This is a genomic window from Saccharomonospora piscinae, assembly GCF_005862235.1.
In the GTDB taxonomy this organism is placed as follows: Bacteria; Actinomycetota; Actinomycetes; order Mycobacteriales; family Pseudonocardiaceae; genus Saccharomonospora; species Saccharomonospora piscinae.
Window position 1 is genome coordinate 564521 of the sequence record NZ_VCEK01000001.1, and the last position, 21265, is coordinate 585785.

The following is a 21265-nucleotide window of genomic DNA, read 5'->3' on the forward strand; positions in this document are numbered from 1 at the left end:
CGGTCGTGCAACGCAGGCGGTCGAATCGTCACGTCAGGAGAGCAGACGCATGGCGAGCACGGTTCCATCCGGGTGGACCGACACCGGGCCATTCCACGAGACGTTCGAAGAATTGCTGGGCCAGCTGGAGCGGCGCTCGTAGATCTCGCGGCGGTACTGCTCCACCCGTCCTTCGGCCAGGAGATGGAGCAGGTCGTCCGCTACACCGGAGAAGGCCTCAACCCGGGTCCCGTTCAGTCGGAAGACATGGTCAGTGCCGGTGAATCTGATGCCGAAGAGTGTGTGGGCCACATCTTGCACGCTGCCGGCTGCCGCATGCGCGAATCCGGTGAAGTTTTTCGCCCCTTGGCGATCGGTCAAGTACTGAGTGGTCGCTCCGCCGTCGCCTGCGAAAGCTGTCAGTCCAGCGGCGTCCGTGCGAGCGATCACCCGCCTGAACCATTCGTATCGCTCCGGTGTGACGTGAAATCCGGTGACCGAAGATGGGGGGTTGTCGCTCTCGGTGGGCAGTCGTATTTCGGGGAAGTAGTTCTCATCGCTGAGCTTGACGTCCAGCCCTTCACTCTCGGCGTGCGGCCTGCTCAGCCAGCCGCCACGTCCGAGGGCGCAGAGTGCGTGGACGGTGACATGGCCGTCGGGCGGCAATTCGGTGCTGAAGATGAACACGGGAGTCTCGTTCCAAGGCCCGATGTGCACTGTCTCCACATGAGCTGATGCGGAGGCGAGTTGGCTGTAGGAGCGCGCGGCGTTGCTGTGGTTGCCCTTGCAGGCGATCGGGAGTACCAGGGAAGGCTCCCCCGGCTTCCACAGTTCGGCGAAGTACTGCGGACGGTACGTACCTCGTGCGCTCCAGCCGGCGCTCAGCGTCGTGTCCGCGGGCACGATCGAGACGACGCGGTCCGGGTAGCGCTGCGTCAAGACACGCTGCGCTGCCACCAGGGCGAAGCCGATGCCGAGCTCGCGCGACTGGAGGTTCTTGTAATGCTCCGCCGTCATCTTCCCCTCGGCGGACAACTTCATGAAGGATCTGGTGTCACCGGTCAGCGCCTGGCTGTACTTCAGCGCTCCCCAGTGCTCGGCGAGTCCACGTGCGGCTCCTCGCCTTGACAGCGCGATGGCCCGGCCGAGCACGTGCAACACGTCCCACGGCGTAATCTCGATGGATCGCCCTCCCCACGCGGGTACAGGCTTTAGCCCGGGCTTCCGTCGTAAGGCGGTGTCCTTGTCGTCCTTGTCTTTCGTGTCTTTTTCAGCTTGCTTCTTCGCGCGTTGTTCGTCGTCATGCGCTGCGGCGGTGACCACGGCGCCAACCAGGCTGGAATCAGAGCGAAGAGAGATGTTCGAGTATTGGGCGAGATCTTTCAGCACGTTTGCTGCCGGCTTCAACACGGTTCTCCCATGGGCCACGAGACGCACTGCACTTGGTACTGCGTGATCGACACCGAGGTGCAACATTACGGTCCTGATCACACGTGCACATCCGCGTAACGAGTGATGTGGGGCGAGAGCCCTGTCATGCCACTGACCAGCTGGGGCTTCGGATGACCATCCTCTGGTCGCAAGAAGATCGATAGGTTCAGGGCTCTGCTCGATCGACTGCCACCTCGGCGCTGACGCGGGCACCAACACGCTAGGAGGCCAAGGAGCACTGTCGCGGACTTGGCCGGGGTCTTGTGCCGCTGCTACCTCCGACCCATGTAGGAGTACCGCCCGCCGCCTGGCTGAGGGACGGTCGGTGCCGAAAATTTTCGTCGAACCCCGGCTGCGGCGTCACCGAGCTGTATGCACGGGCCGAACATGCTGCCGCGCGGACCGGAATCGAGGATGCGCCGGCCACCACCAGAGTCACTGACACTGAGAACCGCGCCATGATCGGTCCACAGCGGCGATGTCGGGGCTACCCTGGTCGATGTCAGCCAGCCGGACTCAGCCACCTGTATCAGGCGCAACGGCTGAGAACTCGCGATGAAACAAAAACCGGCCGCCTACGACGACCGGTTTTTCATCAGACACACAGAGTGTCCGAGGGGGGACTTGAACCCCCACGCCCTTTACGGGCACTAGCACCTCAAGCTAGCGCGTCTGCCATTCCGCCACTCGGACTTGCTGGTGAATAGAGTAGCGGACGCCCACCGGCTCGTGCACAGGGGGTGCGCCCGCGCGCCCGCAGCGAGCTCACCTGCGTGAATGATAGGAATGTGCGGTGACCGAACCGAACCTGATCGACGAGGCCGCCGACGAGGCGGTCACGCTGACGAGCGAACTGATCCGGATCGACAGCACCAACACGGGTGATCCGGCGACGCTGACCGGCGAGCGGGAGGCCGCGGAGTACGTCGCGGGCAAGCTCACCGAGGTCGGCTACGAGATCACTTACGTGGAGTCCGGCGGGAAGAACCGGCACAACGTGATCGCGCGGCTGGCTGGTGCCGATCCGGGCCGGGGCGCGCTGCTGGTCCACGGCCACCTCGACGTGGTGCCCGCCGACGCCTCCGAGTGGTCGGTACACCCGTTCTCGGGCGCGGTCCAGGACGGTTACGTGTGGGGCCGGGGCGCGGTCGACATGAAGGACATGCTCGGCATGTCGCTGGCGCTGGCGCGGCACTACAAGCGGCACGGCATCGTCCCACCGCGGGACATCATCTTCGCGTTTCTGGCCGACGAGGAGGCGGGCGGCCAGTACGGCGCGCAGTGGCTGGTCGACAACCGGCCGGAGTTGTTCGAGGGCGCCACGGAGGCCGTCAGCGAGGTCGGCGGCTTCTCCATCACGCTGCGCGACGGCGTGCGCGCGTATCTCATCGAGACGGCCGAGAAGGGCATCCGCTGGATGACGTTGCGGGTGCGCGGCACGGCGGGCCACGGCTCGATGCTGCACCGCGACAACGCGGTCACGACGTTGTCGGAGGCCGTGGCCCGGCTCGGCAACCACCGCTTCCCCCTGGTGCTCACCGACTCGGTGCGGGAGTTCCTCGCCGGGGTCACCGAGATCACCGGCTGGGACTTCCCCGAGGACGACCTCGAGGGCTCGGTGGCCAAGCTCGGCAACATCTCCCGCATGATCGGGGCCACGCTGCGCGACACGGCCAACCCGACCATGCTCAAGGCGGGCTACAAGGCCAACGTGATCCCGTCGGTGGCCGAGGCGACCGTGGACTGCCGCATCCTGCCCGGCCGCGTCGAGGCGTTCAACCGGGAGCTGGACGAGATCCTCGGCCCGGACATCGAGAAGGAGTGGCTGGAGCTGCCGCCCGTCGAGACGACGTTCGACGGCGCGCTGGTGGATGCCATGAGCGCCGCCGTCGTGGCCGAGGACCCCGGCTCGCGCACGCTGCCCTACATGCTCTCCGGAGGCACGGACGCGAAGGCGTTCTCCAAGCTCGGCATCCGCAACTTCGGTTTCGCGCCGCTGCAGCTGCCGGAGGACCTGGACTTCTCGGCGTTGTTCCACGGGGTCGACGAACGGGTGCCCGTGGAGGCACTGCGGTTCGGCACGCGGGTGCTCGACCGGTTCTTCCGCAACTCCTGAAGGGCTCTAACGACGGTTGTAGAGGCGCAGGGTGGCGGTGCCGAACACCGCGGTGAGCACCGCCGCCGCGCCGAGGGTCGCGCCAATCGCGGCCAGGTCCGGTGTGCCGTGGACGAGGCCGCGTACCGCGCTGACGGCGTGGCTCACGGGATTGACGTTCACGAACACCTGCAGCCAGCCCGGCATGGTCGCCGGATCGACGAGCACGTTGGACAGGAAGGTCAGCGGGAAGACGACCATCGAGCTGACTCCGGTCACCGACTTCTCGCTGCGCAGCAAGAGGCCGAACATCGTCCAGATCCACGAGAACGCGAACGCGAAGACCACCAGCAGCGCGATCCCCGCGGCGACGCCGAGCACTCCCCCGCCGGGCCGGAAGCCCAGCACGAGCCCGAAGACGACCATCGTCACCGACGCGGCGGTGTAGCGGAAGGCGTCGCCGAGCAGCGCGCCCACCAGCGCGGCCGGCCGCCACACCGGCAGGGTGCGGATGCGGTCGAACACGCCCTTGGCGATGTCGGTGTTGACGCTGATCCCGGTATACATGGTGATCATGACGACGCTCATCACCATGATCCCCGGGAGCAGGTAGTCCAGGTACTCGTCGGTGGAGCCCGCCAGCGCGCCACCGAACAGGTACGTGAACATCAGCGTCATGACCACCGGGAACAGCGTCACGTCGATGAGCTGGTCGGGCACGTGCTTGATCTTGAGCATAGCGCGCCACCCGAACGCCAGCGACGCCGCGACGGCGCGCGCCGGCGCGGGTCTGGTGCCCGCCGCGAGCACGTCGCGCAACGCGGAGCGCCCGTCGTCCCGGATGTCCTCCGTGCCCGGCCGGGTGATCGTCACGACCGCACCTCCTCGCTCGTCCGGTCGGTCAGTGACAGGAACACCTCGTCCAGGCTGGGCCGTCCCAGCGCGAAGTCCTCGACAGCCACGCCACTTTCGGCGAGCGTGGCGAGCGCACGCGCGGCGCGGCGCGCGAGGTCGCCGGACGCCTCGCCACCCCGCAGCCGCGCGGTCAGCGTGCCGGAGTCGGCCCCGGCCTCCACGGGTACGCCCAGCACCTCGCCGAGCACGCGCATCGCCTCGGCTCGCTGTTCCGGTTCGGTGAGCCGGACGTGAACGGAGCCCGCCCCGAGCGACGCCTTCAGTTCCCCCGGCGTGCCCTCGGCGATCACGCGGCCGTGGTCCACGACCGCGACCCGGGCGGCGAGCCGGTCGGCCTCCTCCAGGTACTGGGTGGTCAGCAACACCGTGGTGCCCTGCGCGACGATCTCACGCACGACGTCCCAGATCTGGTTGCGGCTGCGGGGATCGAGCCCGGTGGTCGGTTCGTCGAGAAACAGCACGTCCGGGGTGACGACGAGGCTCGCGGCGATGTCGAGGCGGCGGCGCATCCCGCCGGAGAAATGCACGACCTGGCGATCGGCTGCCTCGGCCAGCGCGAACGTCTCCAGCAGTGCGTCCCCACGGCGCCGCGCGGCGCGGGCTGTGTGGCCGAGCAGCCTGCCGAGCAGCATCAGGTTCTCGCGCGCGGTGAGTTCCTCGTCGAGCGAGGCGTACTGGCCGGTGAGGCTGACCCGCTCGCGCACCCGTCGCGGGTGCCGGATCACGTCGTGGCCGAGCACGGTTGCCGTGCCGGCGTCCGGGCGCAGCAGGGTGGCGAGCATCCTCACCGTGGTGGTCTTGCCCGCGCCGTTGGGACCGAGCAACCCGTAGACCGTTCCGGTCGGCACCACGAGATCGACGCCGTCGACGGCACGGTGGGCACCGAACGTCTTCACCAGTCCGCGAGTGACGATCGCGTGCCCGTCGTCGTTGAGCATGAGCAGGACTCTCGCATCAACGGGTCCCGTGCCGCCAACGGTTTTCGCCAGAGTTACTGACCTAACGATCGCCGTGTTCGGCCGTGCCCGCGATGTTGCGGGCCATCCCGCCGAACACCGCCGCGTGGAACGGGGCGATGGCCTTCCAGTAGACGTGTCCCGCGAGTCCCTTCGGCGCGAACAACGCACGTTGCCGGTAGATCGCGCCGCCGTCGCCGTCCGGCTCGACGGACAGCTCCAGCCACGCCCTACCGGGCAGCCGCATCTCCGCGCGCAGCCGCAACAGCCGGGGACGCTCGACGGCCTCGACGCGCCAGAAGTCCAGCGCCTCACCGACCCGCAGGTGCCGGGGATGCCGCCTTCCCCGCCGCAAGCCGACTCCCCCGGTGAGCCGGTCAATCCAGCCCCGCACCGACCACGCCAGCGGGAACGAGTACCAGCCCCGCTCCCCGCCGATCGACTCGACGACCTCCCACAGCGCCTGCGGGTCGGCGCGCGTGCGGCTCTCGCGCACGTCCTCGTAGAGCGAGCCGCCGGACCACACGGGGTCCAGCGGCATCGGGTCGGACGGGCTGCCCGGGGTGGCGTCGGACCACCGGGTCGGCACGTCGGCGCGGCGGACCCGCGCCAATGCCATGGCGATGGCCGTCTCGTAGCCGGTGAGCCCGCCCTCGGGATCGGGGACGTACTCGGCGATGGCGTGGTCGCGGCACACCACCTCGCTGATCAGCGACTCGATCAGCGGCAGCGCGATGGTCTTCGGGACGGGTGTGACGAGGTTGATCCACTGCGCCGACAACCACGGCGTGAGCACGGGCACCACCAGGATGACGCGGCGGCGCAGTCCCGCCACGGCCGCGTAGCGGCGCATCATGTCCAGGTAGGTGAGTACGTCCGGGCCGCCGATGTCGAACGACGCGTTGACGTCGCCGGTGATCGTGGCCGCACCGACGAGATAGTGCAGTACGTCCTTGACGGCGATGGGCTGGATCCGGTTTCGCGCCCACCGGGGCGTCACCATCACCGGCAGGTGCTCCGTGAGGTAGCGCAGCATCTCGAAGCTGGCCGAGCCCGCGCCCAGGACGACCGCGGCCCGCAGTTCGACCGTGGGCACCGGTCCGTCGAGCAGGATGCGCCCGACCTCGGAGCGTGATGCGAGGTGCTCCGACAGCGGCTGCCCCTCCGGGGTGATCCCGCCGAGATAGACGATGCGCGTGACCCCGGCATCCTTCGCGCTGTCGGCCAGCACGTGGGCGGCCCTGCGGTCGATCTCGGCGAACCCGCGCTGGGACAGCGAATGCACCAGGTAGTAGACGACTTCCTGGCCCCGCAGTGCCTCGGCGACGCTGCCGGGATCGGTCACGTCGCCGCGCACGACCTCCACGCGGTCGCGCCAGTCGACTCCGGCCAGCTTCGCCGGAGTCCTGGCCACCGCCCTGACCTCGTGTCCCGCGGCCAGCAGCTCGGGAATGAGCCGCCCGCCGAGATATCCCGTCGCCCCGAAGACCACACATCGCATGGGTCCGGGTACCCGCGGCGCTCGATCTCTACCGGGTCCACTGTGGTCCACGCCCGGCCCTACCGCAGGGCCGCCGCCACCTCGGCGCCGAAGCGGGCGACCTCGTCGGGCGTGTTGTAGTAGTGCACCGAGGCGCGCACGAGCGCGTCGAGACGGCGCTGTTCCATGTCCCACGGCGTCGACGCCGCCGCCGACACGGAGACGTTGCATCCCCGCGCTTTGAGGCGTGCCGCCAGCTCGCCCGCCGCCACACCGCCGGCCTGGAACGTCACGATGCCCGAACGGCGTGCGCCGATGTCGGTGACGGTGACGCCCGGGATGTCGTCGAGGGTGCGGCGCAGGTGCTCGGCCAGGGCGGTGAGGTAGTCGTGCGCCCAGTTCGGCCCCACGTCGCGGTAGTACCGCACGGCCTGCCCGAGCCCGAGCACGGCGGCCACGCCACGCTCGAACAGCTCGAACCGGCGGGCGTCGCCGCGCAGCCGCAGGCGATCGTCGTCGAGCCACGCGGAGTGCAGGTCCAGGTGCGCGGGCGTGAGCCGGTCGAGCACCCCACGGCGGACGGCGAGGAAACCGGTGCCCCGTGGGGCACGCAGGTACTTGCGACCGGTCGCCGTGAGCGCGTCCGCACCGATGGCGGCGAGATCGAGCGGGATCTGCCCCGCGCTCTGGCAGGCGTCGACGAGGTAGAGGGCGGGGCTGTCCGCGACGACGGCGCCGATCTTCTCGACCGGCTGCACGAGACCGCCGTTGGTGGGCGCGTGGGTGACGGCGACCAGCCGCACGCGGTCGTCGAGCATCGTCGTGAGGGCGTCGAGGTCGATGTCGCCGTCGGGGGTGCTGGGGACGACCTCGACCGTGACCCCGCGCTCGCGTGCGGCCGATCGCATCGCGATGATGTTGCTGGAGTACTCCGGCGCGGCGGTGAGGATGCGGTCGCCCTCGCGCCACGGCAACGCCGTGAACACCGACAGCCACGAGCGGGTGGCGCTGTCGGTCAGCGCGATCTCGTCGGCTCCGGCCCCCACCAGCTCGGCGATCGCGGCGTAGCAGGCCTCGATCTCGTCGTGTGCCTCGTCGGCGGCCTCGTAGCCGCCGATGGCCGCCTCACGCCGCAGGTGCCGCATCATCCGCTCCACCACCGGCTCGGGCGGCAGGGCCGCTCCGGCGTTGTTGAAGTGCACGAGGTCGGCACTGGCAGGCGTGTCCGCCCGCAGCAGGCCGACCTTCTCCCGGGTGTCGGTGTCGTGGATCAACCGTCGCTCCCCTTCTCTCCGGACGGGCCCGCCGTCCCCGGCCACCCTACTCCGGTGGCCAAACGAAAAACGGCAGGACACAACCCGAACCGGCTCATTACCAGACCCGAACGGGTCAGCGGTCGCGATTCCAAAAGAGCACTCCGGAAGTGCGTTCGCACGAAATCGGCGGCACCGCAATGCACCCGTTCCGGCCAACGGAATCACCTCGGCCGGTAGCCGGCTTCCCCCACACCGGGCCGGGCGGCCGACGCCGCGTCCGGCGCGTGCGATAGGGTCCGCCGAACTCGTTCTGTGCCACGGAAAGCCCGCGCGGAACCAGGACACCGCGGTCGGGCGCCGGCGGCGCGATCCGATGTCCATCCGAGACGAACACTCCCCGCTTCCCCGCCACTGCGGCGCGCATTCCTGGTCGCATCCGCAGGGCATCCGAGCAGGCTTTTTCCCGCACCCGCAGAACGCGGCAAACCGCGCGTGCTGGCCCCCCGGTGCCATCCGGTACACTTCGCGCCCAGCGGAGAACAATTCATTCCCCGAACCGGCGTGAAGCAGGAGGAACCGGTGGCGCAGCAGATTCTTGTCTCCCTCGTGGACGACCTTGACGGGTCGGAGGCCGACGAGACGGTGCAGTTCGGTCTCGACGGCGTGACCTACGAGATCGATCTGTCGGCGGACAACGCCGAGGAACTGCGGGACGCGCTCGCGCACTACGTGGAGCACGCCCGCCGGTCGGGGGGCCGCAAACGCACGAGCGGCCGTCGCCGCTCCAACGGCCAGGCACCCTCCCGGTCGTCGTCGGCCGAGCGGGAGCAGAACCAGGCGGTGCGCACCTGGGCCCGCAAGAACGGCTACGAGATCTCCGATCGTGGGCGCATTCCGTCCGAGGTGACCGACGCCTATCGCAAGGCACACTGACGCGAACGGGGCCACAACGGCGGGCACGGCGACACGTGAGCCGCGACACACGCCGCACTTCCCGCCGTTCTCGCGCGCACCCGTGAGGACGCTTACAGTGAGTGTGTGAGCACAGACTGCCTGTTCTGCCGGATCGTCCAGCGCTCCGTGCCTGCCACCGTGGTACACGAGACCGACACCGTGCTCGCGTTCCGCGACATCAATCCCCAGGCCGAGACGCACGTTCTGGTCATCCCCAAGGAGCACTACCCCGACGCCGCCGCCATCGCGACCGCCGATCCCGCCCTCGCGGGGGAGGTCATGGCGGTCGCGGGCGAGGTCGCCAAGATCGACGGCGTCGATGCGACGGGCTACCGCCTCGTGTTCAACACCGGTGCGGATGCCAACCAGACGGTCTTCCACGCCCACTGTCACGTCCTCGGTGGGCGCACCCTCACCTGGCCTCCTGGCTGACGGCTCACGCATGGGGAGGGGACCAGAGATGATCGACATCGCCGACCGGCTCACCGCGACCTACCGCGAGGCTCGGCTCACCACAGCCGACCCCGCCGCCGACGCCACCACGAGCTGCGGCCTGGTGGTGCGTCGTCGCGTTCGGTGCGCGCTCGACACGGCCTGGAGCGCGCTCACCGAACCGAGCGGGCTCGATCGCTGGCCGGCCGCGACGGCGGGAGCCCTGGAGGCGGGCGCGGCCGTCCGGGTGGCCGACGCCGACGGCACCGTGCTGGACCGCGTGCCGCCGCATCTGCTCGCCGTGACGTGGGGCCCGCGGCTCGGCACGGTGACGATCCGGCTCGCCGCCGACGACCAGGCCACGACCGTGCTCGAACTCGTCCACACCGGGCTGTCGCCGGAGGACGTGGTGTACGAGGGTCCGATGTGGGACGTGGCGATCGCCGTGCTGGAACACCGGCTCGCCGGAAACGCGGGCAGCGACTGCGGGAACTGGCGCGTCTCCACCGCGGTGCAGACGTTCGGCCAGCACGCGGTGAGCGCGTGGGTCCGGGCCACGGAGGTGTCCGGGCTCGCCACGGCCGAGGCGCTCGCGCCCGCCGCCGGACGTTGCCTGCGGCGGGTCGCCCCCGATCTGACCCGGCCCGCTCCGGCCTGAGAGCCCGTCAGCTCGCGAGCCAGCGCGCCGGTTCCTCGACCAGCCTGCGGGTGACGCTCGCGGCGGCGGCACGGGCGACCGCGTCCCCGTCGAGCCGCGAGACCGACACGGCCGGGCACGCGCCGGGACACCGTTGCTCCAGTTCCGCGGCCACCCGGTCGGCGAAGGCGGGGCCCAGCAGTGCGAGCGCGCCGCCCACAACGACCGGTGCGGGGCCCACGAGCAGCACCGTCCCCGCGAGCGCGTCGGCGAGGGCGGACGCGGCAGGCCGCACCACGGCGTCCCCGCCACCGGAGCCGGGCGTCGGCAGCAGGCGCCGCAGCCGGTCGCCACCGACCAGCCGGGACGCCGCCCTGGCCTCGGGCGCCAATCCGGCCAGCAGTGTGCGCGGTCCCGCCACGGTGTCCAGGCAGCCACGCCGCCCACAGCGGCACCGCGCTCCCCGGGCTCGCACCCGCACGTGTCCCAGTTCGCCCGAGTGACCATCGGTCTCGGATTCGGCGTCGCCCGCACTCGTCACCGCCGCGCCGAGGGAGAGCTCGCCGCTCACGACGACCACGGGAGCACCGCTCGGCGGCGACTCACCGAACCACCGCTGCGCCAGCGCCGCGAGCCGGAACGCGCTCCGGACGGCGACCGGGATCGTGCCGCCGCTGAGTTCGGCGATCCGGCGCGTGAGCAGCCGCGACAGCTCCGCCCCGGTCCAGCCCAGTTCGCGCGAACTCGCACGGCCGTCACCTGTCACCGTGCCGGGCACCCCGGCCGTCACTCCCGCGACCACGGTGTCCCGCGCGGCGGCGGAGGCGAGCAACCGCCGCAGCACCGGCTCGGCGGCCTTCACGGCGGCGGCCGGATCACCTCGCAGGTCCTCCGCCCGGCGCAACGCCCTGTCGCGCACCCGGCCGCCGAGGTCGAACAGGCATCCGGCCACATGATCGGCCTCGATCTGGAGGCCGATCCCGACCGGGCCCGAGGAGTTCAGCACCAGGTGCGTCGCGGGTCGGCCCGGCCCGCTCGTCCGCGCGGTGCCCAGCTCGCGCACGAGGCCCGCGTCGATCAGCTCGCCCGCCAGCTGGGCGACGGTGGTCTTGGTCAGACCGCTGTGCGAGGCAAGCCCGGCTCGCGAGGCCGGCCCGTGCTCCGCGACCAGCCGCGACACCAGCGCGAGGTTGTGGTCGTGCTGCTGCCGGGGTGAGGCAGGGCTGTGCCGGTCCACGGGGCTCACCGTCCTTTTGTCAGTCCACTGGACTATCAAACTCTAGCCACGACCGAGTGATGACCGGTAGACAGTGCGCACCGCGAGTCACCGGGGGCTCGCCTGTCGGAGAGGAAACACCGCAGTATGGCCGAGGTCTCGTTCGCCGAAGCATCCCGCCTCTTTCCCGGGAATCCCCCGGTCCGGGCCGTGGACAAGCTCTCCCTCGACATCGCCGACGGCGAGTTCCTCGTGCTGGTCGGTCCGTCGGGTTCCGGCAAGTCGACCGCGCTGCGCATGCTCGCCGGGCTGGAGGACATCGACGAAGGCGCCATCACGATCGGTGGCAAGGACGTCACCGGAGTGTCCCCCAAGAACCGGGACATCGCGATGGTGTTCCAGTCCTACGCCCTGTACCCGCACATGACGGTGGCGGAGAACATGGGCTTCGCCCTGAAGATCAAGCGGATCAGCAAGGCGGAGATCGCGGAACGGGTCGCCGAGGCGGCGCGCCTGCTGGACCTCACCGACTACCTCGACCGCAAGCCGAAGGCACTGTCGGGCGGCCAGCGCCAGCGGGTCGCGATGGGGCGCGCGATCGTGCGGGAACCCGCCGTCTTCCTCATGGACGAGCCGCTGTCCAACCTGGACGCGAAGCTGCGCGTCGAGACCCGCGCCAACATCACGGCGCTCCAGAGCAGGCTCGGCACGACCACCGTCTACGTGACCCACGACCAGGTGGAGGCCATGACGATGGGTCACCGCGTGGCTGTGCTGAAGAACGGCGTGCTGCAGCAGTGCGACACCCCGAAGACGCTGTACGCCTCCCCGGCCAACGTGTTCGTGGCCGGATTCATCGGCTCCCCCGCCATGAACCTCACCACCGTGCCGTTGAGCGACGAGGGAGCCAAGCTTGACGGGCTGACCGTGCCCGTGGCCCGCGACCTGCTCTCCGGTGAGGCGGCGAACCTGCGCGAGGTGACCGTCGGCATCCGGCCCGAGGGGCTGCGCCATGCCTCGGAGGGCGAGCCCGCGCTGGAGATGAAGGTGGAGCTGGTCGAGGTACTCGGCTCCGACGCCTACGTCTACGGCCAGGTCGACGTCGGCGGTAAGCACGAGCGGTTCATCGTCCGCACCGAGGCCGACCGCACGCCGTCCTTCGGCGAGACGATGCGGGTGGCCCTGCGCCACGCCGACGCCGCGCACACCTTCAACCCCGAGACGGGCCTTCGCCTCTCGGCCTGATCGTCGGCCTCACGCCCGGCCGGGTGACATCGTCCCGGGCGTGAGGCCGGCCAGCACGGTGTCCGCCAGGCGTTGTCCGTCGTGCCGGCGCTGCGAGGCGTCGCGCGTCCCGCCCTCGAACACCGTGAGGAAAGCCTGCTGGAAACAGGCCCCGAGCAGGAGTGCGGCCACCGAGTCGGCCGCGACGTCGCCGCGGATTCGGCCGCGCCGCTGCTCCGCGGCGACGTAGCGCGCGAGTTCCTCCAGCGGGAACCGGGGCCCGGGGCCGCCGATTTCGGCCAGCCGCGCCCGGTGGGCTGCCAGGAGTTCGGTGGCGGAGAACAGCGACATCGCGACGGGGAAGTTCTCGGCGTAGAAGCCGAGCGCGGCCGCCGCGACGTCGGCCAGGTTGTCCCGCACGTCGCGACTCGGCCCGTGCTCGTGGAGCCCCGCCAGCGTCGGCACCAGCCCGGGCGATCGTTCGGAGAGGACGGCCAGGAATATCTCGGTCTTGTCGGCGAAATGCTTGTAGAGCGTGGCCTCGGAGTACCCGGCCTCCCTGGCGATCTCCTTGGTGGTCGCGTGCGCGTAGCCGCGCTCGCTCATGATGTGTCCCGCCGCCGCGACGATGTCGTCCCGTGTCGCCACCTGCGCTCCTCCCGTGGTGAGTGAGTGTTCACTCTACCCCGGCGCGGGTGTCGGACCCGCGTGGTTGACTCCGGTGACATGCCCCGAGACGCGGAGGATCACGATGGGAATCGTGCGCTGGCACACCTCGATGTCGTTCGACGGCTTCGTCGCCGGAGTCGACGACGCGATGGATTGGGTCTTCGAGTTCACCGACCCGATTCCCGAGGTCCAGGAGGTGATCGACAGCACCGGCGCCATCCTCGGTGGCCGCCGCGGCTACGACGTCGGCCGCCGTCCCGGGCAGGTGCCCGAGGCGAGGCAGCCGTTCGGCGGCGCCTGGCAGGGACCGCAGTTCGTGCTGACCCACCACCCACCCGAGGACGAACCGGATCCGTCGATCACGTTCCTCTCCGGCGACATCACCGCGGCCGTGGCCACGGCGCTCACGGCCGCCGACGGTCGTGACCTGCTGGTGCTCGGTGCCGACACGGGCAGGCAGTGTGTCGAACACGGGCTCGTCGACGAACTGCTGGTCCACGTACTGCCGACCTTGCTCGGCGCCGGGGTGCGGCTGTTCGAGAGCGACCGGGGACGGGTGCGGCTCCAGCGGATCGGGTTGAGTTCGGCCGGCGAGATCACCACGCTGCGCTACCGGCTTCCGCGCGGCACCCGCTGAGGCGCCCCGTCCGGGCGAGCCCGGCTTAACTCCACCGGGGACGGGTATGGACCGGAGTGTGGTCACCTCGGGAACGGGTGCTGGTCTCCACCGCGACGATGATTCCGCGGCTGGTGCGCCACCCCGTGTGGCGGTCGGGCCAGGCCGGAGACGGTGCGGGGCAGGGCGTGCTGCTCGTGCCCGGTTTCGGCTTCGGTGACTGGAGCCTGCGGCCGCTGCGGTCCTGGCTGGCCGCGCGCGGCTACCGCCCGTGCGGCACGCGAACCGGCCTCAACCTCGGCTGTACCACTCAGCTGCTCGACCGCATCGAGCGCACACTGGAGGACCTCGCCCGCGCCACCGGCCGACGGGTGATCGTGGTGGGCCAGAGCCGGGGCGGCTGGCTGGGCAGGTTGGCCGCTGTCCGCAGGCCGGACCTCGTCCGGGCACTGGTGATGCTGGCGGCGCCCGTGCTCGACCCGCTCGGTGTCCATGCCAAGGGACTGGACGTCGCGCAGGCACTGGTACGGCTGTCCGCCCGGGGAATGCCGGGGCTGCTCGATGCCGACTGCTTCGGCGGCGACTGCTACCGCGTCAACTCGGCACTGCTCCGGGCCGCCCTGCCGCGCCAGGTGGCCGCCCTCTCGGTGTTCTCGCGCCAGGACGCCGTCGTGCCCTGGTGGCTGTGCCAGGACCCGTGCGCGGAGTGCGTCGAGGTACACAGCTCCCACACCGGCATGGGCCTGGACCCCGACGTGTACGCGGCGCTGGGGCCACGGCTGGCCCGCTGGAGCGGCGATCCGCGACCGACCCCGTTCGCGGTGTCGTGACCGGCTCAGTCGGCGCCCGCAGCGGCAGGCTCCCGCCCCGGCGCAGCAGCTGGACCGGTGAAGATGCCGTAGTCGTCGTGGTGTACCGGCACCACCTGGGTGGGCCGCAGCCACTCCAGCAGGTCGGCGCCCCGCCGTGCTGGAGTACGCCAACGGTAGCGGGACCGGCCCGCCCACTCCCCGTGGCGGACCGGTTCCCTGCCGCGGACACCGGACCCTGTCGTTCCGCTCCACCCCGCGGCGCGGCGGGGGAACGTCTGCCAGCATGCCCGCCGCCCCGCGCTCGGCGGCAGGGTCGAAGGACCCGCCGCCGGGAGTCAGGCGGCGCTACGCTGCACCGGCGCGATCTCCATGACCGGCGGCCCGCGCACGAGGTCCAGATCCGCGTAACACCCGGGGCAGAGCAGCGCATGATCACGAACGGCGACCAGTGTCGCCTCCGACTCGTGGCGACAGTGCCCGCACCGGAACTCGATCGCCACGGCCAGGCTGTAGAGATCGGCATCCGGGCGTACCGGATACGACGCGAGGATCTCCACGGCCAGGCCGTCCGCGAGCACGATCCGGTGGCTCGGGTCACCCACGACGTGGACCGAACCCATTCCCAATCCGGGAGCCTGCGGCGCGATGCTCATGCAGGCAGGCGTACCCCTGTCAGGGGGCCGCAAACGGTGGGGGCTGCGCCGGTTCAGGCCACCCGATCGATCCAGAGTCCCCCATCCGCACCACTATCACGGACGGTCACGGTGGAGGCCACGATGGACATTCCTCCGACACTGTGCGTCAGCACCCCCAGCGCTCAACCGGTCGAGAAAACGTCGTTGCGCCACCACGAGCGCCTCGCTCGCCCGGGACAGGTCGAACCACGCGACGCGGTCCAGCTCGGGAAACTCACGGGTGACTCCCGACCCCCGGGGCCACTCCAGGGTGAACGTGCCCGGCACCACCGCGGCAGGGTCCAGATCCCCGCACAGGGCGAACGCGGTCACGACCTTGCCCCCGGACTGGCGCACGTCGCCCAGCGGCACGAGATCCCCCTCCGGTGGCGCGACGCCGAGCTCCTCCTCGAACTCGCGCCGCGCCGCCGCCTCGGGCTTCTCACCGGCGCCGTACTCCCCCTTCGGGATGGTCCACGCCCCCGCGTCACGGCGCGCCCAGAACGGTCCACCCATGTGCCCGAGCAGCACCTCGGGTTCCTCTCCCGCCAAGCGGTACAACAGGATTCCCGCACTACGCCGGGGCGCCATCGCCCGCCTGCCGCGCCGCTTGCTCCCGCCGCCGCAGTCGCTGCCGTTGCGGCACGACCGTGTACTTCGGATCGGCGGCCGACACCCTGCCCGCCTCGAACACGCCCCACTTGGTCAGCGCCGATCCGGTGAGCAGGGCAGCGCCGGCCAGCACCCGGCCGAGCCTGCCGCGCCGCGCGAGGAACGCCGAGGCGGTCCCGGCGACCGCGAGCGCCTCCCCCACGCGCACCAGCCGCCCCGAACGCCCCTGGCGGTACGGTTCGGCGACCATGCCGAGCCGGTGTTCCGCGAGCCGCGTGGCCGCCACCTCCAGCGCCGTCCCGAACAGGGCGAAGTGCCGCGCGGGCCCGGTCTCGGACCGGTGGGTGGCCGTGATCAGGCTCAGCCCGCCCGCCGCGACGGCGCCGGACCCGACGAACACGTACGGCAGTTCGCGGTGGGCGTCGTGCCAGGCGGGCACGGCGGTGTCGGCGACCAGCGCGGCCGTGTACGACGCGACGGCGGGCCCGGTGAGCGCGGCTCCCGCCGTGGCCGCCACGCCGACACGCGGCACCAATCCCGTCACCGCCGAGGCGGCGGAGAGCCCGCTCAGCGGCCCGTACACGGCCAGCAGCCACGATCCCATGCTCATGGGCGAGGTGGGCTTGACCACCCGGAGCATGTTCACGAACCGCGAGGGCCTGCCCAGGTCGTGGACGAGCGCCACGACGGACCCGCCGATGGAACCCAGCGCGCCGACTTTCGCCGCCGTGGCCGCGCGGTGGTGGCCCGTGGCGTGGTAGCCCGCCGCGAGCAGCGACGATCCGCCCGCGAGCCCACCGAGGAAGAGATAGCCCGGAACATCGGGAACTTTCCACACCGGCCCGTTGAGCACCGGTTTTCCGTAGTAGGACGTGAACTCGGCGTCCGGCACCACCGGCTGCTCACCACGGCGCCGGCCTCGGCGGCGCCCGCCCCGGCCCACGGCGCCGGTGATGGCCTCACGCCCCGGCCGTGGCGCCACGCTGCCCCGGTCCCCGTCGTTGCGCTCGCTGTTCACGTCACCGCCTCCCTCGCGCGCCGAGGAACGCGGCGGCGGCTCCCGCGAGCAGCGTCATCGCCGCCGAGCCGACATGCCGCCACATCCGGGGCAGGTCACGGGTGGTGACCACCGGGTCGGGCGGCAATCCGTACACCTCGGGTTCGTCCAGCAGCAGGAAGAACGCGCCGTCCCCGCCGACGCCGTCGGCCGGGTCGGCGCCGTAGAGCCGGGCGTCGGTGATACCCGCGTCGTGCAGGGTCTCCACCCGGCGTGCGGCCCGTTCGCGCAGCTCGTCCAGTGGTCCGAACTGGATGGATTCGGTGGGACACGCCTTCGCGCACGCCGGTTCGAGTCCGGTGCCCAGCCGGTCGTAACACAGGGTGCACTTCCACGCTCTGCCGTCGTCCTTGCGCTGATCGATGACGCCGTAGGGGCACGCGGGAATGCAGTAGCCGCATCCGTTGCAGATGTCCTCCTGAACCACCACGGTGCCGAACTCGGTACGGAACAGCGATCCGGTGGGGCACACGTCGAGGCACGCGGCGTGGGTGCAGTGCTTGCACACGTCCGACGACATGAGCCAGCGGAACTCGCCCGGCTCCCCCGCCGTGGTCGGGGTCATGCCCGCCTCGGGCGGCGGCGTGGCCGAGCCCTGTTCGGCCAGCGCCAGGACGTCCGTTCCGGCGTGCAGATTGGTCTCCTGCGCGCCCAGGGGTTTGCGCTGCTCGATGAAGGCGACGTGCCGCCAGGTGTCGGCCCCGAGCCCCACGGTGTTGTCGTAGGACATGCCGGTCAGCTCGGCGCCGTCGCTGGGAATGGCGTTCCACTCCTTGCACGCCACCTCGCAGGCCTTGCAGCCGATGCACACCGTCGTGTCGGTGAAGAACCCCATCCGTGGCGGCGGGTCCACGTACCCGGTCCGCGCCGCGGGATCGTTCGTGGTGCTCATGTTCAGACCTCGGTGCCCGTGTCGTCGGTGATACCCGCCCGCTGCCGGTACTCCAGCACCAGCCGCAGCCGGTCAGGGCCGCGAGGCCGCCGTCCCGGCCGGATGTCGCACGCCAGCGCCTTCACCTCCTGGATGTGGACGTTCGGATCCAGCGCCATACCCGCCAGTTCGTTGGCCGCGTCGCCGGTGGACAGCCCGTTGGGGCCCCAGTGGTACGGCAGGCCGATCTGGTGCAGCGTCCGGTCCCGCACGCGCAGTGGGCTCATCCGGTCGGTGACGAGCACCCTGGCCTCGATGGCGCCGCGCGCCGACACGATCGTGGCCCAGCCCCGGTGTTCGAGGCCGCGTTCCGCCGCGAGCTGCGGCGAGACCTCGCAGAACATCTCCGGTTGCAGCTCGGACAGATACGGCTGCCATCGCGACATTCCCCCGGCGGTGTGGTGTTCGGTGAGCCGGTAGGTCGTGGTCACGTAGGGGAACACCTCCGAACCCGGCTGCGTACCGCTGGGCTGGTAACGGCTGTACCGGTGCCGCAGGACCTCCCGCACCGGGTTGCGCTGCTGCGAGTAGAGCAGGTTGTCGAACGGCGACTCCTGCGGTTCGTAGTGCGCGGGCAGCGGTCCGTCCGTGAGCCCGGCCGGCGCGTACAGCCATGCCTTGCCGTCGGCCTGCATGATGAACGCGTCGGTGCCGGCCAGTGCCTGCGGTCCGAGCGTGCCCGGCTCCGCCACGAAGTCCGGCGGTTTGGTCGCCTGGAAGTCGGGCACGTCGTGACCGACCCAGCGCCGCCGTTCGGCGTCCCACCACACGTACGCCTTGCGTTCGCTCCACGGCCTGCCGTCGGCGTCGGCCGAGGCCCGGTTGTACAGGATGCGCCGGTTGAGCGGCCACGCCCACGCCCACTCACCGGCCACCCAGTCCTGTTCGGAGGACGGTTTGCGGCGCGCGGCCTGGTTGACGCCGTCGGCGTGGACACCGCAGTAGATCCAGCAGCCGCACGCGGTCGAGCCGTCCGCCCGCAACTGCTCGTAGGTGGACAGCGGGGTGCCGTCGGCGTCGTGGCCGCTGATCTCGGCGAGCACGGCCTCCGCGTCAGGCTCGGCGAGTGGGCCGTGAGTGGGATAGTGCCAGGTCAGATCCAGCACCGGGCGGTCGCGTTCGCGCTGCGAACCCGCCAGTTTCTCGCGGACGATGCGGCCGAGGTGGTAGGTGAACCACAGGTCGCTGCGCCGGTCCCCCGAGGGCTCGACAGCCTGGTGATGCCACTGCAACAACCGCTGCGTGTTGGTGAAGCTGCCGTCCTTCTCCGTGTGCGCCGCGGCGGGCAGGAAGAACACCTCGGTGCCGATGTCGGTGGTGCGCAGCTCACCGCTTTCGATCTCGGGGCCGTCCTGCCACCACGTCGCGCTCTCGATCAGCGAGAAGTCCCGTACGACCAGCCAGTCGAGGTTGGCCATGCCCATACGCTGGGCCTTCGCGTCAGCCGAACCGACGGCGGGGTTCTCGCCCACCAGGACGTAGCCCTTGCACGTGCCGGCCATCTGTTCGAGCACGGTCTCGTAGGTGTTGTGGTCGCCCGTCAGCCGCGGGAGGTAGTCGAAGCAGAAGTCGTTGTCCGCGGTGGCGGCCTCGCCCCACCACGACTTCAGCAGGCTCACCACGTACGAGCGCATGTTGCCCCAGTAGCCCTTGTGCGCCGCCTCCGCCGCCACGAAGGTGTCGAGGCTGACGTTGCTGTGCGCGTGCGGCATCGGGATGTAGCCGGGCAGCAGGTTGAACAGCGTCGGGATGTCGGTGGAGCCCTGGATGGAGGCGTGGCCGCGCAGGGCGAGGATGCCACCGCCGGGACGCCCGATGTTACCCAGCAGCAGTTGCAGGATCGCCGCCGTGCGGATGTACTGCACGCCAACAGTGTGCTGGGTCCAGCCCACCGCGTAGGCGAAGGCGCTGGTGCGGTCACGACCCGAGTTGCTCGTCAGCAGCTCGCACACCCGCAGGAACGTGTCCCGGGGCACGCCGCAGATCTGCTCGACGACCTCCGGCGTGTAGCGCGCGAAGTGCCGTTTGAGGATCTGGTAGACGCAGCGTGGGTGGGTCAGGGTCGGATCGGTCTCCGGTTCGGCGCCGATCTCGGCGCCACCCGAGCCGTGGGACTCGCCCCTGGCCGCGTCGCGGATCTCGGCCGTGTCGTCGTGGACGCGCTCGTCCCAGTGCTGATCGCGCTGGCCCGACGCCGCCTGCACGACGCTGCCCTGGTACTGCCAGGTGGAGACGTCGTACTGCCGGTGCTCCGCATCGAACCCGGAGAACAGCCCGTCGAGGTCCTCGGTGTCGGCGAACTCCTCACCGACGATCGATGCCGCGTTGGTGTAGGTGAGCACGTACTCACGGAAGTCGCGCTCGTTGTCCAGCACGTAGCGGACGATGCCGCCCAGGAAGGCGATGTCACTGCCCGCGCGCAGCGGCACGTGAACGTCGGACAGTGCGCTGGTGCGGGTGAACCGGGGATCGACGTGGATCAGCGTGGCACCCCGCGCTTTGGCCTCCATCACCCACTGGAACCCGACGGGATGGCACTCGGCCATGTTCGAGCCCTGGATGACGATGCAGTCGGCGTTGGCCAGGTCCTGCTGGAACGTCGTCGCGCCACCGCGACCGAAGGAGGTCCCCAAACTGGGAACCGTGGAGGAGTGTCAAATCCTCGCCTGGTTCTCGATCTGCACCGCGCCCAGTGCCGTGTAGAGCTTCTTGAGGAGGTAGTTCTCCTCGTTGTCGAGGGTGGCGCCCCCGAGGTGGGCGAAGCCGAGTGTCCGGTTCGTCACCAGTCCATCCACTTCGGACTGCCAACCGTGCTCCCTGGCGTCGAGCACCCGGTCGGCGATCATGTCCATCGCCGTGTCGAGATCCAGCGACTCCCACTCGGTGCCGTAGGGCCTGCGGTAGAGCACCCGGTCCTCGCGGGCAGGGCCGGTGGTGAGTTGCAGGCTGGCCGAGCCCTTCGGGCACAGCCGCCCCCGGCTGACGGGCGAGTCGGGATCGCCCTCGATGTGGGTGACCTCGCCGTCCTTGACGTAGACGTTCTGCGCGCAACCCACCGCGCAGTACGGGCAGATGGACTTCACGACCTTGTCGGCGCCGCTGGTGCGGGGCGTGAGGGACTCACTGACCCGGCTCTTGGCCGCCGCGCCGCGTCCCGTGCGGTCGCCGTCCGTGAACTGGCGCAGGACCGGCCAGCTCTCGATCCACCGTCGAGGTCCCATCGCGTTCCCCTCGCCTCTCGGCCGGGTTCCGGGTCCGATCTCGATCACCCGGGCGGGTGCTTCTCTCGATCAAACCATGCCGTCGGCGATGACGCACG

General features: G+C 70.5%; 19 protein-coding genes and 1 tRNA gene. 7 read left to right on the forward strand and 13 right to left on the reverse strand.

Going from position 1 to position 21265, the window contains the following annotated elements; translation table 11 throughout:
* Positions 1–33: 33 nt before the first annotated feature.
* Positions 34–1389, reverse strand: a complete 1356-nt coding sequence (locus tag FFT09_RS02685; RefSeq protein WP_081190595.1) for a hypothetical protein — start codon at positions 1387–1389, stop codon at positions 34–36.
* A gap of 630 nt (positions 1390–2019) precedes the next feature.
* A tRNA-Leu gene (locus tag FFT09_RS02690) sits at positions 2020–2103 on the reverse strand.
* A 100-nt stretch (positions 2104–2203) separates the two neighbouring features.
* Here FFT09_RS02690 and FFT09_RS02695 point away from each other — a divergent pair.
* The gene (locus FFT09_RS02695) at positions 2204–3526 is read left to right on the forward strand and encodes a M20/M25/M40 family metallo-hydrolase (protein ID WP_138381729.1); all 1323 of its coding nucleotides are present in this window, start codon (positions 2204–2206) and stop codon (positions 3524–3526) included.
* A 6-nt stretch (positions 3527–3532) separates the two neighbouring features.
* Here the strand turns inward: FFT09_RS02695 and FFT09_RS02700 are convergent, their stop codons facing one another.
* From FFT09_RS02700 to FFT09_RS02715, 4 genes are all read right to left on the reverse strand, one after another.
* Positions 3533–4378 carry an ABC transporter permease gene (locus FFT09_RS02700; RefSeq protein ID WP_024874130.1) on the reverse strand — a complete coding sequence of 282 codons (846 nt, stop codon included), beginning with the start codon at positions 4376–4378 and terminating at the stop codon, positions 3533–3535.
* Entirely contained in the window at positions 4375–5358 is a 984-nt protein-coding gene (locus FFT09_RS02705; RefSeq protein ID WP_024874131.1) for a daunorubicin resistance protein DrrA family ABC transporter ATP-binding protein, read from the reverse strand. The genes FFT09_RS02700 and FFT09_RS02705 overlap by 4 nt, the downstream gene beginning before the upstream one ends.
* A 61-nt stretch (positions 5359–5419) precedes the next feature.
* Positions 5420–6877, reverse strand: a complete 1458-nt coding sequence (locus FFT09_RS02710) for an SDR family oxidoreductase (protein ID WP_138381730.1) — start codon at positions 6875–6877, stop codon at positions 5420–5422.
* 59 nt (positions 6878–6936) lie between these two features.
* Positions 6937–8130, reverse strand: coding sequence for an aminotransferase class V-fold PLP-dependent enzyme (locus FFT09_RS02715; protein ID WP_138381731.1), 1194 nt, complete (start codon positions 8128–8130; stop codon positions 6937–6939).
* Between the two features lie 561 nt (positions 8131–8691).
* On the opposite strand from FFT09_RS02715, the gene FFT09_RS02720 reads away from it, so the two are divergent.
* The 3 genes from FFT09_RS02720 (at position 8692) to FFT09_RS02730 (ending at position 10156) form a co-directional block, all read left to right on the forward strand.
* A complete protein-coding gene (locus tag FFT09_RS02720) occupies positions 8692–9045 on the forward strand; it encodes a histone-like nucleoid-structuring protein Lsr2 (RefSeq protein WP_024874134.1) in 354 nt (117 codons plus the stop codon).
* Between the two features lie 105 nt (positions 9046–9150).
* Complete coding sequence (locus FFT09_RS02725) at positions 9151–9498, forward strand: histidine triad nucleotide-binding protein (RefSeq protein ID WP_024874135.1); 348 nt, start codon at positions 9151–9153, stop codon at positions 9496–9498.
* Positions 9499–9526: 28 nt separating this feature from the next.
* Positions 9527–10156, forward strand: a complete 630-nt coding sequence (locus FFT09_RS02730) for an SRPBCC domain-containing protein (protein WP_081190599.1) — start codon at positions 9527–9529, stop codon at positions 10154–10156.
* Between the two features lie 7 nt (positions 10157–10163).
* On the opposite strand, the gene FFT09_RS02735 is transcribed toward FFT09_RS02730, so the two are convergent.
* A complete protein-coding gene (locus tag FFT09_RS02735; protein ID WP_425273035.1) occupies positions 10164–11411 on the reverse strand; it encodes an ROK family protein in 1248 nt (415 codons plus the stop codon).
* A gap of 87 nt (positions 11412–11498) precedes the next feature.
* Between FFT09_RS02735 and FFT09_RS02740 the strand changes: the two genes are divergently transcribed.
* The gene (locus tag FFT09_RS02740) at positions 11499–12596 is read left to right on the forward strand and encodes an ABC transporter ATP-binding protein (protein ID WP_138381733.1); all 1098 of its coding nucleotides are present in this window, start codon (positions 11499–11501) and stop codon (positions 12594–12596) included.
* A gap of 9 nt (positions 12597–12605) precedes the next feature.
* On the opposite strand, the gene FFT09_RS02745 is transcribed toward FFT09_RS02740, so the two are convergent.
* On the reverse strand, positions 12606–13223 hold the full coding sequence (locus FFT09_RS02745; RefSeq protein WP_138381734.1) for a TetR/AcrR family transcriptional regulator: 618 nt from the start codon (positions 13221–13223) through the stop codon (positions 12606–12608).
* Between the two features lie 103 nt (positions 13224–13326).
* Between FFT09_RS02745 and FFT09_RS02750 the strand changes: the two genes are divergently transcribed.
* A complete protein-coding gene (locus FFT09_RS02750; RefSeq protein WP_024874140.1) occupies positions 13327–13881 on the forward strand; it encodes a dihydrofolate reductase family protein in 555 nt (184 codons plus the stop codon).
* A gap of 56 nt (positions 13882–13937) precedes the next feature.
* A complete protein-coding gene (locus tag FFT09_RS02755) occupies positions 13938–14690 on the forward strand; it encodes an alpha/beta fold hydrolase (protein ID WP_244231192.1) in 753 nt (250 codons plus the stop codon).
* A 317-nt stretch (positions 14691–15007) separates the two neighbouring features.
* Here the strand turns inward: FFT09_RS02755 and FFT09_RS02765 are convergent, their stop codons facing one another.
* The 5 genes from FFT09_RS02765 to fdh all read right to left on the reverse strand — a co-directional run bounded on the left by FFT09_RS02765 (position 15008) and on the right by fdh (position 21167).
* Positions 15008–15325 carry an LIM domain-containing protein gene (locus tag FFT09_RS02765; protein ID WP_081190604.1) on the reverse strand — a complete coding sequence of 106 codons (318 nt, stop codon included), beginning with the start codon at positions 15323–15325 and terminating at the stop codon, positions 15008–15010.
* A gap of 96 nt (positions 15326–15421) precedes the next feature.
* The gene (locus FFT09_RS02770) at positions 15422–15937 is read right to left on the reverse strand and encodes an NUDIX hydrolase (RefSeq protein WP_138381735.1); all 516 of its coding nucleotides are present in this window, start codon (positions 15935–15937) and stop codon (positions 15422–15424) included.
* Positions 15921–16976, reverse strand: a complete 1056-nt coding sequence (gene nrfD / locus FFT09_RS02775) for an NrfD/PsrC family molybdoenzyme membrane anchor subunit (protein ID WP_138381736.1) — start codon at positions 16974–16976, stop codon at positions 15921–15923. Before nrfD ends, FFT09_RS02770 begins: the two co-directional genes overlap by 17 nt.
* A gap of 1 nt (position 16977) precedes the next feature.
* Positions 16978–17907, reverse strand: coding sequence for a 4Fe-4S dicluster domain-containing protein (locus FFT09_RS02780; protein ID WP_081190607.1), 930 nt, complete (start codon positions 17905–17907; stop codon positions 16978–16980).
* A gap of 2 nt (positions 17908–17909) precedes the next feature.
* Positions 17910–21167, reverse strand: a complete 3258-nt coding sequence (fdh, locus tag FFT09_RS02785; protein ID WP_167305323.1) for a formate dehydrogenase — start codon at positions 21165–21167, stop codon at positions 17910–17912.
* Positions 21168–21265: the final 98 nt, after the last annotated feature.

Coding starts and splice junctions, on each gene's coding strand:
- FFT09_RS02705 (WP_024874131.1), bottom strand. CDS start 5,358: ATGCTCAACGACGACGGGCACGCGATCGTCACTCGCGGACTGGTGAAG.
- FFT09_RS02710 (WP_138381730.1), bottom strand. CDS start 6,877: ATGCGATGTGTGGTCTTCGGGGCGACGGGATATCTCGGCGGGCGGCTC.
- FFT09_RS02730 (WP_081190599.1), top strand. CDS start 9,527: ATGATCGACATCGCCGACCGGCTCACCGCGACCTACCGCGAGGCTCGG.
- FFT09_RS02740 (WP_138381733.1), top strand. CDS start 11,499: ATGGCCGAGGTCTCGTTCGCCGAAGCATCCCGCCTCTTTCCCGGGAAT.
- FFT09_RS02750 (WP_024874140.1), top strand. CDS start 13,327: ATGGGAATCGTGCGCTGGCACACCTCGATGTCGTTCGACGGCTTCGTC.
- FFT09_RS02765 (WP_081190604.1), bottom strand. CDS start 15,325: ATGAGCATCGCGCCGCAGGCTCCCGGATTGGGAATGGGTTCGGTCCAC.
- FFT09_RS02770 (WP_138381735.1), bottom strand. CDS start 15,937: ATGGCGCCCCGGCGTAGTGCGGGAATCCTGTTGTACCGCTTGGCGGGA.
- FFT09_RS02780 (WP_081190607.1), bottom strand. CDS start 17,907: ATGAGCACCACGAACGATCCCGCGGCGCGGACCGGGTACGTGGACCCG.